The sequence below is a fragment of the Streptomyces sp. NPDC052020 genome (genome assembly GCF_040680575.1).
GTDB lineage: Bacteria > Actinomycetota > Actinomycetes > Streptomycetales > Streptomycetaceae > Streptomyces.
On sequence record NZ_JBFAWY010000015.1, the window covers coordinates 164212 to 185410 of the forward strand.

Below are 21199 nucleotides of genomic sequence, written 5' to 3' on the forward strand. Positions count from 1 at the left end.
GCACTAGTCGCTCTCTTCGGTGCGGTGCTCGGTGGTCGCGCCACCGGTGGTCGTGTCGCGGTCGCCGGCCGGGCCGGGGGTGTCGCCGGCGTCCCGGCCGGCGGTGGCGAAGGCGGCGAGACCGGCGAAGGAGGCGTCCGGCGGGACGGCGGCGAAGCTGCCCCGCGTGGTCCGCTCGGTACGCCCGGCCGGCCGGGGGCGGTCGCCGTCGCCGCGCCGGCTTCTGCGCCGGGGCAGCCCGCCGGGGGTGGTCTCCGCGGCGCCGGCCGCCGCGGCCGGCGCGTCCGACGGCCCGGGCGGCGGGGCCGCGGGGGCGTGCCGCGCCGTCACGGCGGCGGGGGCCGGCGCGGCGGACGGCAGCGGGCTGAAGTACTTGTGCGGTACGACGACCACCACCGAGGTGCCGAGCCACGGGGAGTCGGTGAAGGTGACGCGGATGCCGTAGCGGCGGGCGAGGATGCCGACGACCCGCAGGCCGATGTTGGCGTCCTCGGTGATACCGCCGAAACCGGCGCCGGGCGCGGTGCCCGCGAGGGCGTGCTCGGCCTCGCGCTTCTTCTCCTCGCTCAGGCCCTTGCCGGAGTCCTGGATCTCGATGCCGACGCCGTTGGGGACCTCCTTGCCGGAGACCAGCACCGGTTCGGTGGGCGGCGAGTAGCGGGCCGCGTTGTCGAGCAGGTGGGCGAAGATGAGCGTGAGGTGGTCCACGAGGCCGCCGTCGACGCCGAGTTCGGGCAGGTGGCGCACCTGGACGCGGTGGAAGTCCTTGATGCGGCCGATGCCGCCGCGCACCACGCTCAGCAGGCGCTGCGGCTCCTGCCACTGCCGCCCCGGGCGGTCGGATCCGCCGAGCACGCCGATGCTGGCCGCCAGGCAGTCGGCGGGGCCGATCGCCTGGTCGAGTTCCATCAGGCCCCGGGCGACGGCGGGCAGCCGCCCGTGCTCGCCCTGCATCTCGTGCAGCCGTCCGCGCAGCTTGCTGGTCAGGACGTGGATGCGGTTGCCGATGCTGATGACGGCCTGTTCCGCGGAGGTGGAACGGTCGAGCTCGCGCTCGACGCCCATGAGGGCGGTGCGCAGCACCTTGCGCAGCTCGGCCTGCAACTCGGCGCCGACCTTGGCGCACTGCTCGACGGTGGGCAGGATGTCGTCGATGGCGTCACCGGCGCGCAGCCGGTCCAGCGCGCCGGGCAGCTGCTCGTCGGCGAGCCGGGCCACGGCGGCCAGCTGGTGCGCCAGCCGCTCCCGCGCGCTGTCGGCCTGCTCGGCGAGACGGGCCTCGTAGGACGCGGCCTGCTCGCTCAGCCGTTCCTCGAAGGAACGGTTCCGCTCGGTCAGCCGCTCCTCGTGGCTCTGGGCCTGTTCGGTCAGCCGCGCCTGGTGCTTCCGCTCCAACTCGGCCAGCCGCGTCTCCTGGGCGGCGCGCTCGGCGGCGAACTCGCGCTCCAGGCCCGCCACATGCCGCTGCCACTGCCGCGTGGTCTCCTCCTGCGAGACGCGGACGTCACGCTCCGCGCGCCGCAGCCGGGCCTGCGAGCGGACCAGGAGGCGCACGCACACAGCGCTGGCCGCCGTCGCCGTGACACCGGCGACGGCCGCGGTGATCCGCTCCGAGCTCATGAACGTGGCGGCTACCGTCCCGCCTCCCAGGCCCAGCGGCATCAGCCACCAGCTGTACCAGGCGACAGGGGCCCGCGCCGCAGGTGGCGGAGTGGCGAGTTCCATCTGCATCCTTCGAAGCAACACGATCGATCAGGGGGGTGCGCAAGGGGGACCGCACTCATGAGTACGCAGGGCGATCCGAGCCGTCGCGATCGCGTCAACTCGCAGCGCCGATCGGAACCTTATCGGGTTCGAACGGAAAAGGATCAATCTCAACCACCTGCGGAAGTGAGGGTTCCGTCACGCTCCGCCAGGCAGCGCGGGGCGGGTGAATCACCCTGCGGACCAGCGCGGTTCCCGTCCCCGCCGGACGGCTTCCGCCGGGGCCGGTGTGCGGCCCCGCCCGCTCCGGCCGCCGGGGCGCCGGCCCCGTCCGCGCTGCCGGATGCGCCGGCGACCGGGGCCGGTGCCGGCCTCCTCGTGGCAGCGGCGGGCGAGGGCGCGCGGGCTCGTCCGGGCGTGCGCGGCGAGGTCCGTCGGCGTCAGGGGCGCGCTGGGGCCGGGCGCGGGTCGCGGAGCGGCCCGGCGAACGGCCGGCGGGAATCGCCCCTCGGCCGTCCGGGAGCCGGGCGGCGGGCGGCGGGCTCCCGGACGGCCGAGGGCACGCAGGCCGCTGAGGATCCGGCGGGGTCGCCCCGCTCGCGGGGGCGGACGCCGCCGCGGGCGAGTGCCGCCACGCGCTGCCCGGGCCCGGACCGCCGCATGGCACGGTCATCGACGGCCGCCGTCGCGCTGTGTTCAGGACGGGCGGAGACGGGCAGGCTGGGACACCATGAACGATGTGAACACCATGCGAGCCATCAGCCAGGACAGCCTCGGCGGTCCCGAGGTCCTGCGCGAGGTACGACTGGAGCGTCCCGCGCCGCGCCCGAACGAGGTGCTGGTCCGGGTGCGCGCCGCCGGCGTCAACCCGACCGACTGGAAGCACCGCGCCAACGGCGGCTTCCTGGGCGAGCCGCCCTTCGTGCTCGGCTGGGACGTGGCCGGCACGGTCGAGGCGGCCGGGATCGGGGTGGCGGCGTTCCGGCCGGGCGACGAGGTCTTCGGCATGCTGCCCTACCCGTTCGGCCACGGTTCGCACGCCGAGTACGTCATCGCCCCCGCCCGCGCGCTCGCCCCGAAACCGGCCGGGATCGATCACGTCGAGGCGGGCGCGCTGCCGCTGGTGTCGCTGACCGCCTGGCAGGCGCTGGTGGAGCGGGCGGACGTCCGCCCGGGGCAGCGGGTGCTGATCCACGCGGCGGCCGGCGGCGTCGGCCATGTGGCCGTGCAGATCGCCAAGGCGCGCGGCGCGTATGTGATCGGCACCGCCAGCGCGGGCAAGCACGACTTCCTGCGCTCCCTCGGGGTCGACGAGCCGGTCGACTACCGCCGGACCGATTTCGCCGAGGCCGTGCGGGACGTCGACGCCGTCCTGGACACGATCGGCGGTGACACCGCCCTCCGCTCGCTGCGCGTGCTGCGCCCGGGCGGCATCGTGGTGTCGATCCTGCCGGTCGGCCCGGAGGAGTTCTTCCGGGAGGCCGAGCGGCTCGGCGTCCGGGCGGTCCGGATGCTCGTCGACGCGGACCACGCCGGTATGCGGGCCATCGCCGGTCTCGTGGAGTCCGGGAAGCTGCGCGCCACCATCGCGCAGACCTTCCCGCTGGCCGAGGCCGCCCGGGCCCACGCGCAGGGGGAGACCGGCCGGACGACGGGCAAGCTGGTCCTCGTGACCGACTGACCTCGGCCACCCGCACACGCGGCACCGGCGCCCGCCGCCCCTCGCTCCGCAGGTCACACGAGCCGTCTCAAGAATTTGAAGACATATGTCGATCGAACATGCTCAAATTCCCTCGGTCGGGGGTAACTTGCGGGGCGAGGACAGGCGGTGCTGTCCCACGGTCCCACCGTTCAGGGAGCAGGCTGGAGGCGATGCCGTCGTGCGGCACCAACCCGCACCGCTCACCCGGCATCTGCGCGTGCGCCGCGAGCGGGCGTACACGGTGCTGGAGTTCCACGGCGAGATCGACATCGCCGCGGCGGCCGGGATCGCCCCGCATCTGGACCGGGAGACGGACCGGCCGGAGGCCCTGATCGTGCTCGACCTCGGCCGGATCGAGTTCTTCGACTGCTCCGGCCTGCGGTTGCTGTCCCGGGCCCGGCAGCGGGTGCTGGACCGCGGCGGGCGGCTGCACCTGGTCTGCGCCCACCCGCTGACGCTGCGCGTCCTGCGGATCACCGGCCTGGCCCGCGTGCTGCCGCCGCATCCCACGCTGCGGGCGGTCCTCGAACAGCTGGAGGCCGCCTGCGGACCGGGGTGAGCCGTCAGGCGGTGGGCGGCGGGTCGAACAGGGCGCTGACGGACTCGCCGTTGTGGATCCGCCGTACGGCCTCCGCGAGCGCGGGGGCGACGGAGAGGATCCGCAGCTTGTCCGTGTGGGGACCGGCCGGGACCGGGACGGTGTTGGTGCACACGATCTCCAGCACGTCCGGCTGCTCGCCGAGCCGCTGGAGCGCGCCCGCCGCGAACAGCCCGTGCGTGCAGGCGACACGGATCGAGCGCGGGCCCGCCTCCCGCAGCCGGTCCAGGAGCTCCAGGACCGTACTGCCCTTGGCGATCTCGTCGTCGAGCACGATGACGTCCCGCCCGGCGACGTCGCCGATCACGGAGGTGATGGTCACCCGGTCGTCGGCGTAGCGCTGCTTGGCACCCGCGGCCACCTGAGCGCCGACCAGCCGGGCGAACGCGGCGGCCTCCTTGGCGTTGCCGAGGTCCGGTGAGACGACGGTGGTGCGGGACAGGTCGTACCGCCGGAAGTGGGCGGCCAGTTCCCGCAGGGCGTGCAGATGGTCCACGGGCACCGAGAAGAAGCCGTGCACCTGCGGCGCGTGCAGGGTCACGGTGAGGACCCGGCTCGCGCCCGCCGTCACCAGCAGGTCCGCCACCAGGCGCCCGCCCAGGGAGATGCGGGGCGCGTCCTTCTTGTCCGAGCGGGCGTAGGAGTAGTGCGGCATGACGACGGTGATGCGGCCCGCCGAGGCCCCGCGGGCCGCGTCGCACATCAGCAGCAGCTCGACGAGGTGCTCCTGCACCGGCCGGATCAGCGGCTGGACCAGGAAGACGTCCCGTTCCCGGCAGTTGGCCCGGAGCTGCACCTCCAGGCAGTCGTTGGCGAACCGGCTGACCCGGACGGGGCTGAGCGGGACGCCCAGATGCGCGCAGACCTCCTCGGCCAGCTCGGGGTGGGCGCTGCCGCTGAAGACGGCGATGTCTCGCACGAACCGCTCCTCGCGTGATCATGTCAGGCCGGGACCTCCTGCCACGGACGAGGGCATCCCGTCGCGGCGCACCCGCGCAGGCGCGCCATGACGGCGCGGTCCGTCTTTCCCCGCCCCGGGAGCCCGCCATGCGCCTACTGCCCGGAATCACCCGGCTCCCGCACCGTCCGCGGTCTTCCGGGGGGCAGCGCGGTAGCGCCTCGGCCGGTCGCGGCCCTCGGGGGACCGGCAGCTGCGGGCGCCGCGCGGGGAGGGGGCCGGGCGGTACGCACGGAAGCCTCAACTCCCCTGTCTGGCAAGCCGTATGAGGGGCATCCGGACAGCAGGAAGGAGGGCCGACGCCATGACGACTCCCCTCAGGGGCCTGCCCGGGCGGGTGCCCGGCTGGGTGAAGGCGCTGGCCGCGCTCGCGGTGGTGCTCGCCGTGCTGTTCGCGGGCCTCCGGCTGAGCGTGATCCCGGGCCTGAAGGACCTGTTCGGCAGCGAGACGCACGACCGCTCGGGACCCGCGCTGCTGAAGTCCGTCCGGGACATCAGCCGTTACGAGGCCGCGTCCGGCACCTTCCAGGTGGTCGTGGACCTGGAGAAGGACACCAGGCTCCTGCCGGACGCGGTCCGGGGCACCCGCACCCTGTACGTCGGCGCGGGCACCGTCGACGCCTATGTCGACCTCGGCGCGGTCGGCGAGGACGACGTGAGGGTCAACGGGGACCGCACGTCGGTGACGCTGCGGCTGCCGCACGCCGCGCTCGGCACCCCGGCCCTGGACCCCGACCGCTCCTACGCCGTCTCCAAGCAGCGCGGCCTCCTGGACCGCCTCGGCGACCTCTTCTCGGACAACCCGAACAGCGAGCAGGCCGTGCAGCAACTCGCCGCGCGGCATATCGCGGACGCCGCCGAGGACAGCGGGCTCACCGCGCGCGCCGAGAGCAACACCACCGGCATGCTCCAGGGCCTGCTGCGATCCCTGGGGTTCAAGGAGGTGCGGGTGTCGTACGGGAAGTGAGCGAGCCGGCCGGGACGGCGCGGCATCGGCGGCGCCCCGGCGGGTAACCGGTCCCTCACGCAGCGGTCAACACTTCTCACGCAGGGAAGCCGACGTCTGGAGGACACTCATGGCCCGCGCAGTCTCACGGCCGCGTTTCCTGCCGCGCCCCCGCGCCCCCAAGGCGCAGGAACCCGCCCGGCCGGAACGGCGCCCGCTGCCCCTCCCCCTGCGCCTGCTCGCGATGGCGTGCGCGTTCGTGTTCATGGTGGCGTTCGCGGTGGTCCTGGCCCGGCTCACCCTGCACCCCTCCCCCGCCTCGGAATCGCTGACCCACACGAACCTGCACCCCGGCCGCTCTCTGGAGGCGTACCTGGACCAGCCGGCGCTGCGCGACGCCGTCAAGCAGATCGGCGGCAACGTGCTGCTCGGCGTGCCCTTCGGTGTGCTGGTCCCGGTCGTCGCCCCGCGGACCCGCGGCCTGCTGCGCGTGCTGGCGCTGACCGCCCTGGTGATGCTGCTGGTGGAGTTCGCGCAGGGAGCGCTGGTCACCGGCCGCGCCTTCGACATCGACGACGTCATCCTCAACACCACCGGGGCGCTGGTCGGTTACCTCCTGCTGGGGCGGCGCCTGAGCCGCGCGGTGCACGCGCGCAGGCCCGCGCCCTGAGGCCGGGGCGGCCGCCGAACCCGCCGGGCCCGGGGAAACGCCCGCGCGGCGCGCGGTTCGGGTTGCGCGGCGGGCCCGTCCGGCGCCGCTCCGCCCGGCGCGAAGCGCGAAGGCGGTGCCGGGGGGGGGGGCGCGCCCTGTGCGGTAGCCGTCGGAGGGGCCCTAACGCCGGGTCCAGGTGAACTTGTCGCCGCCCACCCAGCGGACCGACTCGGGATCGTCCAGGTCGTGGACCGTGATGCCGAACGCGGCGGCGGCCTCCAGCACGTCGATGAGGGTCCTCGCCTCACCGACCACCTGGCCGTCGATCTCCACGATCCGGAACGGGGGCCTCGCCGGCTGCACGCCGAGCACCGTGATCCGCGGATGGGTGATGTGCAGGCTCGCGATTTCGGTCATACAGAGAGCCTAGAGCGCAACACACCATTATGTCCGTCTCGCACCATCTGCGAAGTCCGAAGACGCGGGGGTCGACGCAGGAGGCCCGGCACACCCGCGGACGCGTTCGACTCCCGCGGCCGGCACGCCACCGGGCCGGCCGCCGTCGTGCTCGCTCCCCGTCACCGCCGAGGGGGCACGCGCCACCTCGGCCGCCCGGCGCCGCAGACGAGCCGGTCCCCGTAGCAAAAGCCGCGCCGGCGGCGGACGCGAAGGGAAGCCGGGGCGGCCGCCGGGCTGGTGCGCGGTCGCGCGGCGGACCCTTCAGGGGCGCCGCCAGTCGTCGCCGGTCAGGTGCGATCCGGCCATCGGGCCCATCCGCAGCATGCCGCCGTCCACGCTCCAGGACGCGCCGGTGACGTACGAGGCGTCGGGCCCGGCGAGGAAGGCGATCACCGCGGCGACCTCGCGGGCGTCTCCGGGCCGTCCGAGCGGCACGCCGGGCCGGTGCTCGGTGTGCGGGTCGGTGTCCTCCTGGCCGGTCATCGGGGTGGCGATCTCGCCGGGCGCGACCGCGTTGACGGTGATGCCGTGCTCGGCGAGCTCGATGGCCATGACCTGCGTGAGCAGTCCGAGGCCCCCCTTGGCCGCGCAGTACGGCGCGGCGCCCACCCGCGGCTGGTGCTCGTGGACCGAGGTGACGTTCACGATCCGGCCGCCGTCGCCCTGCCGGATCATGCGCCGCGCGGCCCGCTGACCGCACAGGAAGGGACCGGCCAGGTCCACGTCGAGGACGTGCCGCAGGTCGTCCAGAGTCAGGTCGAGGTAGGGCGTCGCCGTGCCCGTACCGGCGTTGTTGACCAGGACGTCGATACGGCCGAGCCGCTCGCACAGCTCGTCGACGGTGTCCGCGGCCTCGGGCAGCCGGGACAGGTCCACCCGTGCCGTTTCGGCCCGCCGCCCCAGGGCCCGCACCTCCTCGGCGGTCCGCTCGGCGCCCTCGGCGTCGGTGTGCCAGGTGATGCCGATGTCCATCCCCGCCTCGGCCAGGCGGACGGCGGTGGCGCGGCCGATCCCGGAGTCGGAACCGGTGACGACGGCCACCTTGGCGGCGGACGGGGCGGGGGCGGGCATGGGCGACCTCCTGGTCGGTGGGGCGCGATGACGGGGCATCGCAGTACCCCGGCGCGGCACGGGCAAACCGGGAGGTCCGCCGTGCGGGCCGCCGGAGGCTGGGGAACCCTGGAGGGGCGAGGCGGCACAGGAGGTGGTGATGGATCCCGTCGAGGCCCTGGACCGGATCGCCTTCCTGCTGGAGCGGTCCCTGGCACCGTCGTACCGCGTCCGCGCCTTCCGCACCGCCGCCCGGGTGCTGTCCGGCCTGCCCGAGGCGGAGGTCCGGCAGCGGGCCGCGGCCGGGTCGCTGGAGTCTCTGAAGGGGGTCGGCCCGAAGACGGCACAGGTGGTGCGGGAGGCCCTGGCCGGCCGGCGGCCGGATTACCTGGAGAAGCTGGAGGACGAGGCGGCGTCCGCGCCCGCGCCCCGGGGCGGGGAGCGGCTGCGGGCCCTGCTGCGCGGTGACTGCCACCTGCACTCCGACTGGTCCGACGGCGGCAGCCCGATCGAGGAGATGGGCCGGGCCGCCGCACGCCTGGGCCACGAGTGGGCGGCGCTGACCGACCACTCGCCGCGGCTGACGGTGGCCCGCGGCCTGTCCGCCGAGCGGCTGCGCGAGCAGCTGGAGGTGGTAGCGGGGCTCAACGAGACCTGGGCGCCGTTCCGCCTGCTGACCGGCATCGAGTGCGACATCCTGGAGGACGGCTCCCTCGACCAGGAACCGGAGCTGCTGGAGCGGCTCGACGTCGTCGTGGTGTCCGTGCACTCCAAGCTGCGCATGGACGCGCGCGCGATGACCCGCCGCATGGTGGCGGCCGTACGCGATCCGCACGCCGACGTCCTCGGCCACTGCACGGGGCGGCTGCTGAGCGGGCGGGGACGGCCGGAGTCGGAGTTCGACGCCGACGAGGTGTTCGCGGCGTGCGCCGAGACCGGCACGGCCCTGGAGATCAACAGCCGTCCCGAGCGGCTCGACCCGCCCAGGCGGCTGCTGCGCCGGGCCGTGGCGGCGGGGGTGCTGTTCTCCCTCGACACCGACGCGCACGCGCCCGGCCAGCTGGACTGGCAGATCCTCGGCTGCGCGCGGGCGCAGGAGTGCGGGGTGCCGCCGGAACGGGTGGTCACCACCTGGCCGCTGGAGGACCTGCTGGCCTGGACCCGGGAAGGCCGGACGCCGTCCGGAGTGGCGGGCCGCGGGCGTGGTACCCGAGGCCGACCCTGACGGGACACCAGTACGAGGAAAGGACCGGTGCATGGAACGGGCGGCCGTGTTCGACGTCGACGGGACCCTCGTCGACACCAATCATCTGCATGTCGTGACGTGGTGGGAGGCGTTCCGGCAGGCCGGTCACCGGGTGCCCATGCACGCCGTCCACCGGGCCGTGGGCCTGTCCTCCACGGACCTCATCGGCCAGCTGCTCGGCGACGACCGCGACCAGGACCAGGACGCCGAGCTGAGCGCCGCGCACAAGGCGCTGTACGGGCAGTACTTCGACCGGCTGCCCGCGCTGCCGGAAGCCGGAGAGCTGCTGCGGCGCCTGGCCGGCGACGGCTGGAAGGTGGTGCTGGCCACCTCGGCGGGCGGCGCCGAGCTCAGCGCGCTGCGCCGGGCCATCGACGCCGACGACGCGATCACCGCCACCGCGAGCGCCGACGACGTCGACGCGGGCAAGCCCGCGGCGGAACCGGTGGAACACGCCCTGGAACTGGCCGGGGTGCCCGCCGAGCGGGCGGTGTTCGTCGGCGACACCGTCTGGGACATGCGGGCGGGCAGCCGGGCCGGGGTGCGCTGCGTGGGTGTGCTGTGCGGCGGCATCCCGCGCGCCGACCTGGAGGAGGCGGGCGCGGCCGCGGTCTACGCCGATCCGGCGCACCTGCTGGCCTCCCTGGCCGACAGCCCGCTGGCATGAAACACCCGGTCACGCGGAAACCCGGCACTCTATGACGCGTGTGAGGGAGACGGTGGGACGCACGGCCCGGGCCGTGCGGCGGACGGCCCGGCGAGCCGGGCCACGAGGTGCGGTACCCAACCGGGGGGACGCGGACGAAGCGGCGGCCGGCGACGGCCGGCCGGCGGACTCGGGGGCTCCGGGCGCTCGGGCGGCCGGCGCCGGGCCCGCCGGCGATCGGCCGGCCGGCGGCAACCGGCCCGGGAACGCCGGGCCCCCGGAGCCGGAACGCCCGGACAGTGCGGACACTCCCGACGGCGCGGACGGCGGGCCGGCCTGGGCGCGCGGGCTCCGCGAGGCGGTCCGGGGCGCACGCCCGGCGGACACGGTGCGGCGGGAGGCGGTCGCCGTGGGCCGGGCCGCGCGGGCCGCGTGGCACGGGCCGGGCCGGGAGCGCGATCTGGTCGTGCAGTCGCTGAAGGCCGCCGGGGCGGGACTGCTCGCCTGGTGCGTGGCACAGCTCTGGATGGGCGATCCCATGGCGCTGATGGCGCCCTGGGTGGCGGTGGTGCTGGTGCAGGCCACCGTGTACAGCTCGGTACGGCAGGCGACGCAGCTGTTCACCGCGATGTGCGCCGGGACGCTGGTCGCGTCCGGGGCCCAGGCGGTCACCGACGACACCACGGGCGCGCTCGCGCTGTGCCTGCCGCTGCTGATGCTGGCCGCCAACTGGCACCGCTTCGGCCAGCAGGGCGTCTACGCGGCGACCACCGCGGTGTTCACCCTGGCCTCCGGCGCCGTCTCCGCCTCCGCGGTCGGGCACCGGGTCGGGCAGGCGGCGCTCGGCGCGGTCATCGGCGTCGCCGTCAACGCGCTGGTGCTGCCTCCGATCCATCTGCGCGACGTGCGGGAGAACCTCGCGGCGCTCGCCCGCGACACGGGTGACGTCCTGCACTCCGTCGCCGCCGATCTGCGGGAGTGCGCGTGGGACGCGCAGACCGCCGCCGGCTGGTCGAGCGCCGCCACGCGGTTGCAGCACCGCCTCGACGCGCTGCGCTCGGCGCGCGGCTGGAGCCAGGAGAGCCTGCGGCTGACGTACGGCCCGCTGCGTGCCCTGCACCGCGCCCCCGCGGCGGTGCCGCCCGAGCAGGAGGACCAGCGGTGGAGCCGGGTCACCGGGCACATGACGGCGCTGATCCGGACCCTGGCGGTGGCGGCCGACGAGAACCGGACCCCGGCTCCGCCCGAGGGGCCGGTGCTGGAGCTGTACGCGCGGCTGCTGGAGCTGATCGGTGACGCCTGCCACGCGGACGCCGGCCGGCTGCTGGGCGCGGGGCCGGACACCTCTGCCGAGGGCCCGGCGGAGGCGGCGCTGGAAGAACTGCACCTGCGGTTGCAGGAGGGACTGCGGGAACACGCCGGGCAGGAGGCGGCGCGGGCGGCGGTGCTGGGCACTCTGCTGCTCCAGGCGGAGAACCTGTGGGCGGAGACCGTACCGGACACCCGGGACCAGTGACGCGGAGTGACGCGGATCACCCCACAACGGGACAGTTCGCGGAACACGCGGGCCCCGCTCCCCGTTGAACAGGGCGTGGGTACGGATGGGACAGTGTCCCCGGGCCTCATCAACAGCCCACAGGGACGATCGTTCGGCTGAAGCCCTGTGGAGCCTTTCGCCGAGAGGCGACCGCCATCCGTGTCCCACCCCGAACGGCCCCGACCGTGATCCCCCCGTCCGGTCGGGGCTCTTCTCTTCTCCGTTCTTCCCGCCAGATCTGCCCTTTCCCGCCGTACCGGCCCTCCCTGCCGTACCTGCCTTTCCCGGTCTTTCCGGCCGCACCGGCGCATCCTCCGTGCGTCCTCCGCCCGCCGCCCGCTCCGGCGTTCAGGCGCGCCCCGCGTGGATCGGGGACGCCGGGGGTACCCGGTGATCCCGCCGCACCGACGGCCGAGAGGAGCGGGCAGTGAGCAGCGGAACGGGCAGCAGGATCGTGGTCACGGGCGCCACCGGCAACGTGGGCACCAGTGTCGTACGTCTGCTCTCGGAGGACCCCGAGGTGGGATCCGTGCTGGGCCTGGCCCGGCGGCTCCCCGACTGGTCGCCTCCGAAGACGGACTGGGCCGCCGTCGACGTGGCCTCCGAGCACGCCGATCTGGTCGGGCACTTCTCGGGCGCCGACGCCGTCGTGCATCTGGCCTGGGCGTTCCAGCCCACGCACGACCCCGCGACGACCTGGCGGACGAACGTCCTCGGCTCCATCCGGGTGTTCGAGGCGGTGGCCACGGCGGGAGTGCCGGCCCTGGTGCACGCGTCGTCGGTGGGCGCGTACTCGCCGGGGCCGAAGGACCACCCGGTGGACGAGTCGTGGCCGACGCACGGCTGGCCGGACGCCGCCTACTGCCGGGAGAAGGCGTATCTGGAGCGTGCCCTGGACACCTTCGAGCGGGACCATCCCGGCATCCGGGTGGTCCGGATGCGGCCCGCGTTCCTCTTCAAGCGGGAGTCGGCGAGCGAGCAGCGCCGGATCTTCGGCGGGCGTTTCCTGCCGGGCCCGCTGGCCCGTCCCGAGCTGCTGCCCTTCCTGCCGGACGTGCCGGGGCTGCGGGTTCAGGCCCTGCACACCGACGACGCGGCGCGCGCCTACCGGCTCGCCGTCCGCTCAGACGTCCGGGGCCCGTTCAACCTGGCGGCCGATCCACCGGTCGACGCCGAGCTGCTGGGCGAGATGCTCGGCACCCGCCGGGTGCGGCTGCCCCGCTCCGCCGCCCGCTCGGCGATCGCCGCCGCGTGGGGCCTGCACCTGCTGCCCGCCTCGCCGCATCTGTTCGACGCGGTGCTGAGGCTGCCCCTGATGGACTGGACGCGCGCGCGGACCGAGCTCGACTGGTGGCCGGAGCGCGCGGCGACGGAGGTGCTGCGGGAATTCCTCCAGGGCCTTCAGGAGGGCGCGGGGGCGCAGACCGTGCCGATGCGGGGCCGCAAGGTCGGCTGACCGCAAGGCCGGCTGACCGCCGCCGCGCCGGAGCCGGCCGGGCGCGGGGGACGGCGCCCCGCGCGCCCGCGGTCAGCCGGAGGACTCGTCGGGCACGGGGTGGTCGGGGTTCACAGAACCGGAGTGGGGTGCCCCCTGGCGGCCCGTCCCCGCTTCGTCCGTGTCGGGTACGTCGGGGACGGCCGCGTCGGCCGGTTCCGCGGCGTCGGCGCTGTCGTCGTCCGGACTCTCGTCGTCCGCACCGGTGTGCCCCCGGCGGGCCGCGAGGCCGGGGGCGACCTCCCAGGGGTCCTCACCGGCGTCTGCCTGCTGGTCCGGCATGTCCCGCGGAATGGGGACCCCGTTCTCACCCGGCCCCTCGAGGCGGTGGTCGGTCACGGCGCACTCCCTTGCTGTCGCGTCGGTCGTCGGGGCGCCACCGAGTACCTCCGCGCACGGCCGGCGAAACGTCGGCGGGGCGCGGGCGGGCACCGGACGCGCCTTTGGACCATTACTTGATCCATGGGATGAGCCAAACGGCTCCCCCAGGGGCTCCCCCGGGCGGCCGGGCGGCGCCCGGCGGCCGCCCGGTCATCCGGCGGCGTACACGTCCTCCACGTACCGCCCGGCCGCGATCAGCCCGTCGAGCCACTCCGCCGCGGCCTGGTCGTCTGCGCCGGGCGTGTGCTTGCGGTGCAGCGTACGGAACGCCTCCCGCACGCCGGGTGCCATACGGGCGCCGTCGCCGCAGACGTGAACGCGGGCACCGGCGTCCAGCAGGGCCCACACCTCCTCGGCCTCGGCGGCGATGCGGTGCTGCACGAAGGAGATGCCGCGCTCGGGAGCGGCGCTGAAGGCGGGACGGAGGGAGACGGCTCCCGCGGCCTCGGCGGCGCGGAGCTCGTCGGCGTGCAGGAAGTCGGCGCCGGGGGCGTCGCAGCCGAAGTACAGCAGGGCGGGGGCTGGCGAGGCGCCCGCGGCGAGGGCGGCCACGCGGTCGGCGATCACCCCGCGGAAGGGGGCCAGGCCCGTGCCCGCGGCCACCATGACGACCGGCGCGCGGGTGTCGGCGGCGTCGACGCGGAACGCCTCCCGGCACGGCTGGACGCGGGCGTACACCGTGTCGCCGGGCCGGACGGCGGCCAGATGGCCGGATCCGGTGCCCCGGTACAGGCCCTTGCCGGAGCGGGCCGGGGCCTGGAGCACGGAGACCATCAGGTCCGCGTGAGAGGGGCTGACGGCGGGTGAGGAGGAGATGGAGTAGTGGCGGGGGCGCAGCGGGGTGAGGAGGTCCAGGAGCGCCGACCAGTCCAGGGCGCCGCGCAGGGCGGGGTGGTCCTCGACGAGCTCGACGAGGGTGCGCGGATCGTCGGTGAGGGCGGCCAGGGCCGCGCGCTCGGGCGGGCAGGGGTTGGCTGCGGCGAGGGCGGCGAGCCGGTCGGGCGTGGGGCGTTGCCCGAGTTCCACGTGGTGGGTGAACAGCTCGCGCACCGTCAGCGGGCGGTCCACCGCGAGGCCGTCGCGGCGGGGGCGGGTGGGGCGGATGTCCAGCACGGTGCCGAGGCCGACCCCGAACGCGGCGGCGGCGCGTTCGACGAGGGCCGGATCGTTGGCGGGGAGGACGGCCAGGTGGTCGGCCGTGCGGTAGGTGACACCGTCGGGCAGGGCCAGGCGGACGAACCGCTTGCGGCGCGGATGTCCGGGGGCGGTCAGGTCGCGGGTCTCGGTGACGGTCATGGGCACCAGGCCGTGCCGCTCGGCGAGGGCGTCCAGGGGGCCGCCGGTCAGGGCGCGGACCTCGTAGGCCGCGGTCGGTCCGGCGGCCGTGGCGGTCGCGTCCGGGTCGCCGTACCGCTCCAGCAGGGCGGTGCGCAGCCGGGCGGTGAAGTCGCGGACGGCGCCGGTGAGGTCGCCCGAGGCGTCGGCGGCGGTGCGGTCGAGGAGCCGGGCGGCGCCCAGGGCTGCGAGGCGGTCGTCGATGCGGGCCGGGACGTGCTGGTAGGTCGCGGCCCAGTTGCGGTCGCCGACACCGAGTACGGCGTACGTCACCGCGGACAGGTCCGCCGTGCCCTCCAGCCAGGCCGCGAACGCGGTGGCGTCGTCGGTGGGGCGGCCGTTGTAGGACGCCGCCGTGATGATCACCGGGCGGTCGGCGGGCAGCCCCTGCGCGTACGCGTCCAGCGGCGCCACCTCGGTCGTGCAGCCGAGCGCCGCGGCCTCGTCGGCGAGCTGGGCGGCGAACTCGCGGCAGGTGCCGTAGTTGCTGCCGTGCAGGAACAGCGCGCCGGTGCCGGGGCGGACGCGGGCGGGCAGAGCGGCCGCCGTACCGGCCCCGGTCCCGGCGCCCTTCCCGGTGGCCGCTCCGGGTAGCGCGGGGTGCGCGCGGTCGGCGGGAGTGCGGCGGGTGAGGGTGAGGGTGAAGCCCTCGGGTTTGAGGGTGAGGGTCTCCTTCACCGTCAGGCGGTACCCGGCGTGGTCGTGCAGCCGGTAGCGGTGGACCAGCATCGCCAGCAGCATCGTCGCCTCGTGGAGGGCGAACTGCCGGCCGATGCAGGCGCGTTCACCGGTGCCGAACGGCTTGAAGGCGTGCACCGGGCGGGCCGCCTCCGCCTGGGCGGTGAACCGGGAGGGGTCGAACAGCTCGGGGTTGTCGCCCCAGACGGGCTGGCGGTGGAGCATCGGGGCGAGCACGGTGACGCCCTGTCCGGCCCGCAGCGGGACGCGCCCGCCCAGCAGCGTGTCCGTCAGGGCGTGGCGGCTGAACGCGGCGGCGGTCGGCCACAGGCGCAGCGCCTCGTTGAGGACCTGGCGGGTGTAGGCGAGCCTGCCGACCTCGTCGTACGTCGGCTCGGGGTCGGGCTGGTCGCCCCACAGCTCGTCCACCTCGCGCTGGACGAGCTGGAGCACGGCCGGGTGCTTGGCGAGGTAGTACAGGGCGAAGGACATCGCGCCGGAGGTCGTCTCGTGGCCGGCGATGAGGAAGGTGATGACCTGGTTGCGGATGTTGGCGGCGTCCAGCGTGGTGCCGTCGGCGGGGTGCTCGGCGGTGAGCATCAGGCCCAGCAGGTCGCGGGCCGCACGCTGGTCGGTGCCGGTGCGGGAGGCGATGACGTCGTCGACGACCCGGGCGAGGTAGGCGGCGTCGGCGCGGAAGGCCGCGTCGGCCGCCGAGTGGTCCTGGCCGGGGGTGCGGGCCAGGCGGGTCATGCTCCATTCCAGGCAGCGGACCATCGAGGCGACGAAGGGGTGGGGCTCGTCGCGGGTGAAGGAGCCGAAGTCGTAGCCGAATCCGGCCAGCCCGATGGTGTCCAGGGTCATCCGGGTCATGTCGTCGGGTACGTCGACCGGCCGCCCGGCGCGGGCGGCGCGGTCCCAGCTGTCGACGAGCCGCCGGGCCACGGTCAGCATCACGGGGTGGTAGGTCCGCATCGAACCGAGCGCGAAGGCGGGCATGAGGATGTCGTGCGCCTTGGCCCAGTTCGGTTCGTCGTTGTACGCGGTGAACAGGCCGTCGGCGGCGAACTCGCGGACGTTCTCCAGGGCGGGCCCGATGTGCTTGGCGAACCGCTCGTCGTCGGCGAGGTCGGTCACGAGGCGAAGGTCGGCGACGAACAGCGTGTCCCGTCCGTGCAGCCTGCGCACCAGGACCGGACCGTGCTCCCGCATCAGGCCCATGACCTGCTGGATGGGGGTGCGGCCGGGGCCGGTGGCGGAGATGTCGACGACGGGCACCTCGGGGGTGCCGGCTGCGGGACGGGGGTGCGGCGCGGTGGGGGGCATGCGCGTCAACTGCCTTTCACGGTACGGACGTACTGCGCTCCAGCCTGATCGACCGGACCCCGCGGGCCGTCCCGCCGCACTACATGATTGTGTAGTGCCCGCGGGCGTGTCGCCCTTGTGTGCGGCGGCGCCCCGTGGCAGGAGGTGCGCGTGGACATGCAGGGGCAGGGTGCCGTGATCTGGCGCAACCGGGCCCTGACGCTCTTCGACCGGGTCGCGGTGCCGGTGGCGGTGTGCGACGTGTACGGCGCGGTGCTGCTGGCCAACCCCGCGATGGCGGCGGAGTGCGGCACGACACCGGGGCGGCTGCGCGGCCGGGGCGTGCTGGAGCTGTTCAGCCCGCGGGAGGCCGGCCAGGTGGAGCGGATCGCGCAGGCGCTGCGGCTGCGGCACCGCTCCCGCTATCAGGTGTCCGTGCGCTGGCCGGCCCCCGGCGGCGGGGAACGGTACGGCGAGCTGACGGCGGACCCGGTCAGTGACACCGCGGACGACACGCCCGCGCTGCTGGTGATGCTGCGGGTGCGGGGCGAGCGGCGGCCGGGGGCCGAGCCGCCCGTGCGGGTCTCGCCGGTGGAGGTGCGGATCCTCGCCCTGCTGGCCCGGGGCGCCACCACGGCGCGCGCCGCCCGGGAGACCGGACTGACGCCGGACGGGGTGACGTACCACCTGCGCCGCCTGTCCGCGCGGTGGAACGCGGCCAACCGCACCGAACTGGTCGCCCGCGCCTACGCGCTCGGTGTGCTCGCCCCGGGCGTCTGGCCGCCGGAGCCCGGGGACGCCCCCTGAGACGCCGGTGGAAATCGATTGGCCCGCTCCCCGGGTGGCTGGTTACCGTGAGCGAACCTAGGGCCCCTAGGTTTTCGTTTCCCCACCGACCCCGGAGGCATCTCATGCGGCCCCTCACCGAGCGGGACATCCGCGGCTCCTTCATCAACTGCTCAAAAGGCGAGGCCGGACGTCTGGCCATACCCCGCGATCTCGCCGAACGGCCGTGGGACGACCTCGACTTCCTCGGCTGGCGGGATCCCGGGGCACCCGACCGCAGCTATCTGGTCACCGAACGCGGGGACCGGCTCGTCGGGGTGGCCCTGCGCTTCCAGCCCGCCCGGCGCGGCCTGCTCCAGCGCAGCATGTGCTCGCTGTGCCTGACGTCGCATCCGCGCGGCGGCGTCTCTCTGATGACCGCGCGCAAGGCCGGACCGGCGGGCCGCGAGGGCAACTCGGTCGGTCTGTACATGTGCGCCGACCTCGCGTGCTCTCTGTACCTGCGCGGCAGGAAGGTGCCCGAGACCGGCACGCGCTTCGAGGAGAGCCTCACTGTGGAGGAACAGATCGCGCGGACCACCGGCCATCTGGCCGCCTTCCTCGACAAGCTGTCCGCCTGACCGGCCCGGGCGGCGGTCACCGGTCGCGCAGTGTGGCCGCCCGGACCTGGTGCAGGTGTATCAGCACGTCGTGACTGCGGGCGAGCGCGACGTCGTACGGGCCGTCCGGGTAGTCGGTGCCGATGCCGCGCGTCGGCCGGGCCTGCCGCAGCCAGTCCCCGGCGGGCGGGGCGACGGTGCGCAGATCCACCACGTAGTCGCGGTGCCGTACCCGGTCCAGCGTCCGTTCGTTGCCGCCCGGGTCCGCGGGGCCCAGGGTCCAGCGCCGGATGGCGCCGTCGGGTCCGGTGGCGTTGAACGAGCCCCGGGCGAAGGTGACCCCGACGCTCAGGTATCCGGCGCCGAGACGGTCGCGCAGGAAGGCGCCCTGCGTCTTCGGGTAGTGGGCGGGGTCCGCCGGCTCGTAGCCGATGTGGGCGTCGTGCGCGGACAGCAGCACCTTGGTACCCGTGTGGCGGTGCCACCAGGCCACGTTGGCGGCCATCGCCTCGTCGCGGTAGCGCATGGCCGCGGCGATCTGCGCGGGGTCCGCCAGGTCGAAGGCGTACTGCCGTGCCGTCTGGTCGATCACGGTGGCGTACTGGAGGGCCCGGTCGTACGCCTCGCGGTCGCGATCCCCGCGCGGCCCCTGCCGTGCCAGCAGCCGCAGCGCCTCACCGGTGCGGTCGGCCATCTCCACGCGCTCGGCGTACGGCCTGCCCAGGTACCGCTCGATGTACGCCCCGGTCGCCACGGTGGGGCGCAGCCCGCGGTACAGCTCCTCGAAGCGATCGCGCAGCGCCGGGCGGGCCGCGGCCACGTAGTCCGTGACCTCGTCGTACAGTTCGGGCCCGGTCCAGGCGATGTCGTCGCCCATGAACCGGACGGGGTCGCCGGGATGGCGGAGGTTGTAGGCCCGCATCCACTGGACCAGGCGCAGGTAGTCGGTGTTGTTCCACCACAGGTAGTCGCGCTGGAACTCCTCCCGCATGATCCGCCGGGGGTCTCCCTCGCCGTGCAGCACGTAGTCGTTCAGTCTGAGGCCGGTGCTCCAGGGGGCCTCCAGGGCGAAGGTGCGGAATCCCTTCGTCTCCACGAGGTGGCGGAAGAGGCGGTCCTTCAGGGCGAAGAACTCATGCGAGCTGTGGGTGGCCTCCCCCACTCCGATGACACGGGCGTCACCGATCATCCGGTCCAGGGGGCGCAGGTCGCGGGTGCCGCCGCCCGGCTCGACGGTGCGCAGCGGGTGGGCGGCCCGGTCCAGGGCCGCCACGGCCGCCGTGGCGGACCCGGCGTGCGGGCCGGCCACCGCCGCGGGGCAGGCGGCCGGGTGCGCCGCCCCGGCCGCGGTGCCGGCCGCCGCCGTGCCGAGGACGGCCAGGGCGGCGAGCGGGACGAGGGTGGTCCGGGTCCGGTGTCGCTGGGTGTGATGGCGCATGGTCCAAGGCTGCCGGGCGGTCACCGCGACCGCCATGCGGACAGCCTCCGTCTTGGGGTGCGGACAACCCGGCGAGATCGCTGAGGTTTTCCTCAGGGTCCAGTTCCGGCCACCGAGACGGCTGCCCAAAGCCCCGCCCACCAGGCGCCACGGCGTTTCGGCCGCACGTCCGCCGGGCGCGGGAACGTTCCGGATCTCCTGCGTCCGGTTACCGTCCTGTCCGGATACGTTCGATGCGCCTGGGGAAGGGGAACAGCCCGAGGATGCGTGATCTACGTGAGAGGGTCGAAACAGCCGCGCGGGCGGCACGGAAGGCGTACCGGGATCCCCTGGTCGTGCAGGCGCTGCGCTCGGCCGCCGCGGCGTCGATCGCCTATGTCATCGCGGTGCGGCTGTCCCCCGACAAGTCGGCGGCGCCGCTCACCGCGCCCCTCACCGCGCTGCTGGTCGTCCAGGTCACCCTGTACGCGACGCTCAAGATGAGCGTCCGCCGCGTCAACGCGGTGGTGGCCGGTGTCCTGGTCGCCATCGCCTTCAGCGTGGTGGTGGGGCTGAGCTGGTGGAGCCTGGCCCTGGTGATCGTGGCGGCGCTGGGCGTCGGGCACCTGGTGCGGGCGCACGAGTTCGTCGCCGAGGTGGCGATCAGCGCGATGCTGGTGCTCGGGGTGACCGCGCACGGGGCGCTGGCCTGGGCCCGGGTGGTGGAGACGCTGATCGGGGCGGTCGTCGGCCTGGCCTTCAACCTGCTCCTGGCGCCTCCGGTCTGGGTGGAACAGGCCGGCGAGTCGATCGAGGGACTGGCCCGGCGGGTGCGGCAGCTGATGCTGCGCCTGGGCGAGGAGGCCGCCGGCCACACGCTGTACCACCGCGCGGCGGAGCGGCTGCACGAGGCCCGCCGGCTCGACCACGCCATCGTCGAGGTGGACGAGGCGCTGCGGCAGGCGGAGGACAGTCTGCGGCTCAACCCGCGCGTGCGCGAGGGGCTGCTGCACCGGGTGGTGCTGCGTACGGGGCTGGACACGCTGGAGATCTGCACGGTGGTCCTGCGGGTACTCGCGCGCACCTTCACCGACCTGGCGAAGGAACGCGAACCGGAGGCCCTGCTCCCGCCGGAGATCGGCTCCACCGTCGAGCAGTTGCTGTCCGAGATCGCCGATGCCGTGGTGAGTTTCGCGGTCCTGGTCACCACCAGCGTCAGCGAGAACGCCGAGTCCGCGGAGGAACGTCTCTCCGCCGAGCTGCGGCAGGCCGCGATCACTCGGGACAAACTCGCCGACCTGCTGCTGGACGAGGTGCGGCGCAACCCCCGGCAGTGGCAGCTGCACGGCGCCGTCCTGACCGAGGTCAACCGCATCCTGGACGAGATGGACACCGAACACCGCTCGCGCCGCCTGCTGGAGGAACTGGACCGTCACACCCGCGAGCAGCGTGCCCGCCGGCCCCGGCTGACCGGGCTGCGGGACCGGCTGCGCCGCGTACGGCGCCGGCGGCGTCCGCGCCGGAACCGGGAAGCCACCGCGCAGCGTTCTGCCTGACGGGCGGCGGCGGGTCCGCCGGACCGCGGGGCGGGTCTCCGTCCCTCTGGTGACGCCGCCGACGTGGCGGCGCATCACCGGGCAGGCGCCCCGCCCGTCCCCGGTGGACCGGGCGGCGCGCACCCGGGGCCGCCCCGCCCGGCTCTCTC

18 protein-coding genes are annotated in these 21199 nt (G+C 74.9%); 11 read left to right on the plus strand and 7 right to left on the minus strand.

The genetic code is table 11. The features are described 5' to 3' along the window. Positions 1 to 3: 3 nt before the first annotated feature. Complete coding sequence (locus AB0L74_RS18255; RefSeq protein ID WP_365652636.1) at positions 4 to 1725, minus strand: ATP-binding protein; 1722 nt, start codon at positions 1723 to 1725, stop codon at positions 4 to 6. 709 nt (positions 1726 to 2434) lie between these two features. Here AB0L74_RS18255 and AB0L74_RS18260 point away from each other — a divergent pair. Together AB0L74_RS18260 and AB0L74_RS18265 are read left to right on the plus strand one after the other, a co-directional pair. Continuing rightward, the gene (locus AB0L74_RS18260; protein ID WP_365652639.1) at positions 2435 to 3385 is read left to right on the plus strand and encodes an NADP-dependent oxidoreductase; all 951 of its coding nucleotides are present in this window, start codon (positions 2435 to 2437) and stop codon (positions 3383 to 3385) included. A gap of 199 nt (positions 3386 to 3584) precedes the next feature. Then, positions 3585 to 3965 carry an anti-sigma factor antagonist gene (locus tag AB0L74_RS18265; protein WP_365652643.1) on the plus strand — a complete coding sequence of 127 codons (381 nt, stop codon included), beginning with the start codon at positions 3585 to 3587 and terminating at the stop codon, positions 3963 to 3965. A 4-nt stretch (positions 3966 to 3969) separates the two neighbouring features. On the opposite strand, the gene AB0L74_RS18270 is transcribed toward AB0L74_RS18265, so the two are convergent. Further along, positions 3970 to 4923, minus strand: coding sequence for a ribose-phosphate pyrophosphokinase (locus AB0L74_RS18270; protein ID WP_365652646.1), 954 nt, complete (start codon positions 4921 to 4923; stop codon positions 3970 to 3972). Positions 4924 to 5266: 343 nt separating this feature from the next. On the opposite strand from AB0L74_RS18270, the gene AB0L74_RS18275 reads away from it, so the two are divergent. Continuing rightward, positions 5267 to 5929 (plus strand): DUF4230 domain-containing protein, encoded by a 663-nt coding sequence (locus tag AB0L74_RS18275; protein ID WP_365652649.1) that lies wholly within the window; start codon positions 5267 to 5269, stop codon positions 5927 to 5929. A gap of 109 nt (positions 5930 to 6038) precedes the next feature. Further along, the gene (locus AB0L74_RS18280) at positions 6039 to 6578 is read left to right on the plus strand and encodes a VanZ family protein (protein ID WP_365652652.1); all 540 of its coding nucleotides are present in this window, start codon (positions 6039 to 6041) and stop codon (positions 6576 to 6578) included. Positions 6579 to 6740: 162 nt separating this feature from the next. Here the strand turns inward: AB0L74_RS18280 and AB0L74_RS18285 are convergent, their stop codons facing one another. Both AB0L74_RS18285 and AB0L74_RS18290 read right to left on the minus strand, forming a co-directional pair. After that, the gene (locus tag AB0L74_RS18285) at positions 6741 to 6977 is read right to left on the minus strand and encodes a hypothetical protein (RefSeq protein WP_365652655.1); all 237 of its coding nucleotides are present in this window, start codon (positions 6975 to 6977) and stop codon (positions 6741 to 6743) included. Between the two features lie 303 nt (positions 6978 to 7280). Then, positions 7281 to 8090, minus strand: coding sequence for an SDR family oxidoreductase (locus AB0L74_RS18290; RefSeq protein WP_365652657.1), 810 nt, complete (start codon positions 8088 to 8090; stop codon positions 7281 to 7283). Between the two features lie 139 nt (positions 8091 to 8229). Here AB0L74_RS18290 and AB0L74_RS18295 point away from each other — a divergent pair, with 139 nt between their 5' ends. The 4 genes from AB0L74_RS18295 to AB0L74_RS18310 all read left to right on the plus strand — a co-directional run bounded on the left by AB0L74_RS18295 (position 8230) and on the right by AB0L74_RS18310 (position 12954). Continuing rightward, the gene (locus AB0L74_RS18295; protein WP_365652660.1) at positions 8230 to 9294 is read left to right on the plus strand and encodes a PHP domain-containing protein; all 1065 of its coding nucleotides are present in this window, start codon (positions 8230 to 8232) and stop codon (positions 9292 to 9294) included. A gap of 31 nt (positions 9295 to 9325) precedes the next feature. Continuing rightward, on the plus strand, positions 9326 to 9982 hold the full coding sequence (locus tag AB0L74_RS18300) for an HAD family hydrolase (protein ID WP_365652663.1): 657 nt from the start codon (positions 9326 to 9328) through the stop codon (positions 9980 to 9982). A gap of 367 nt (positions 9983 to 10349) precedes the next feature. Next, on the plus strand, positions 10350 to 11477 hold the full coding sequence (locus tag AB0L74_RS18305) for an FUSC family protein (protein WP_365652666.1): 1128 nt from the start codon (positions 10350 to 10352) through the stop codon (positions 11475 to 11477). A 448-nt stretch (positions 11478 to 11925) separates the two neighbouring features. Next, positions 11926 to 12954, plus strand: a complete 1029-nt coding sequence (locus AB0L74_RS18310) for an SDR family oxidoreductase (RefSeq protein ID WP_365652669.1) — start codon at positions 11926 to 11928, stop codon at positions 12952 to 12954. Positions 12955 to 13026: 72 nt separating this feature from the next. On the opposite strand, the gene AB0L74_RS18315 is transcribed toward AB0L74_RS18310, so the two are convergent. After that, on the minus strand, positions 13027 to 13332 hold the full coding sequence (locus tag AB0L74_RS18315; RefSeq protein ID WP_365652672.1) for a hypothetical protein: 306 nt from the start codon (positions 13330 to 13332) through the stop codon (positions 13027 to 13029). 192 nt (positions 13333 to 13524) lie between these two features. Beyond that, the gene (locus tag AB0L74_RS18320) at positions 13525 to 16713 is read right to left on the minus strand and encodes a cytochrome P450 (protein ID WP_365652731.1); all 3189 of its coding nucleotides are present in this window, start codon (positions 16711 to 16713) and stop codon (positions 13525 to 13527) included. Positions 16714 to 16869: 156 nt separating this feature from the next. Between AB0L74_RS18320 and AB0L74_RS18325 the strand changes: the two genes are divergently transcribed. Continuing rightward, entirely contained in the window at positions 16870 to 17499 is a 630-nt protein-coding gene (locus tag AB0L74_RS18325; protein ID WP_365652734.1) for a PAS domain-containing protein, read from the plus strand. Positions 17500 to 17603: 104 nt separating this feature from the next. After that, positions 17604 to 18098 (plus strand): FBP domain-containing protein, encoded by a 495-nt coding sequence (locus AB0L74_RS18330; protein ID WP_365652675.1) that lies wholly within the window; start codon positions 17604 to 17606, stop codon positions 18096 to 18098. Positions 18099 to 18114: 16 nt separating this feature from the next. Here the strand turns inward: AB0L74_RS18330 and AB0L74_RS18335 are convergent, their stop codons facing one another. Beyond that, positions 18115 to 19515, minus strand: a complete 1401-nt coding sequence (locus AB0L74_RS18335) for an erythromycin esterase family protein (RefSeq protein WP_365652678.1) — start codon at positions 19513 to 19515, stop codon at positions 18115 to 18117. Positions 19516 to 19778: 263 nt separating this feature from the next. Between AB0L74_RS18335 and AB0L74_RS18340 the strand changes: the two genes are divergently transcribed. Beyond that, a complete protein-coding gene (locus AB0L74_RS18340; RefSeq protein WP_365652681.1) occupies positions 19779 to 21050 on the plus strand; it encodes an FUSC family protein in 1272 nt (423 codons plus the stop codon). Positions 21051 to 21199 lie beyond the last annotated feature (149 nt).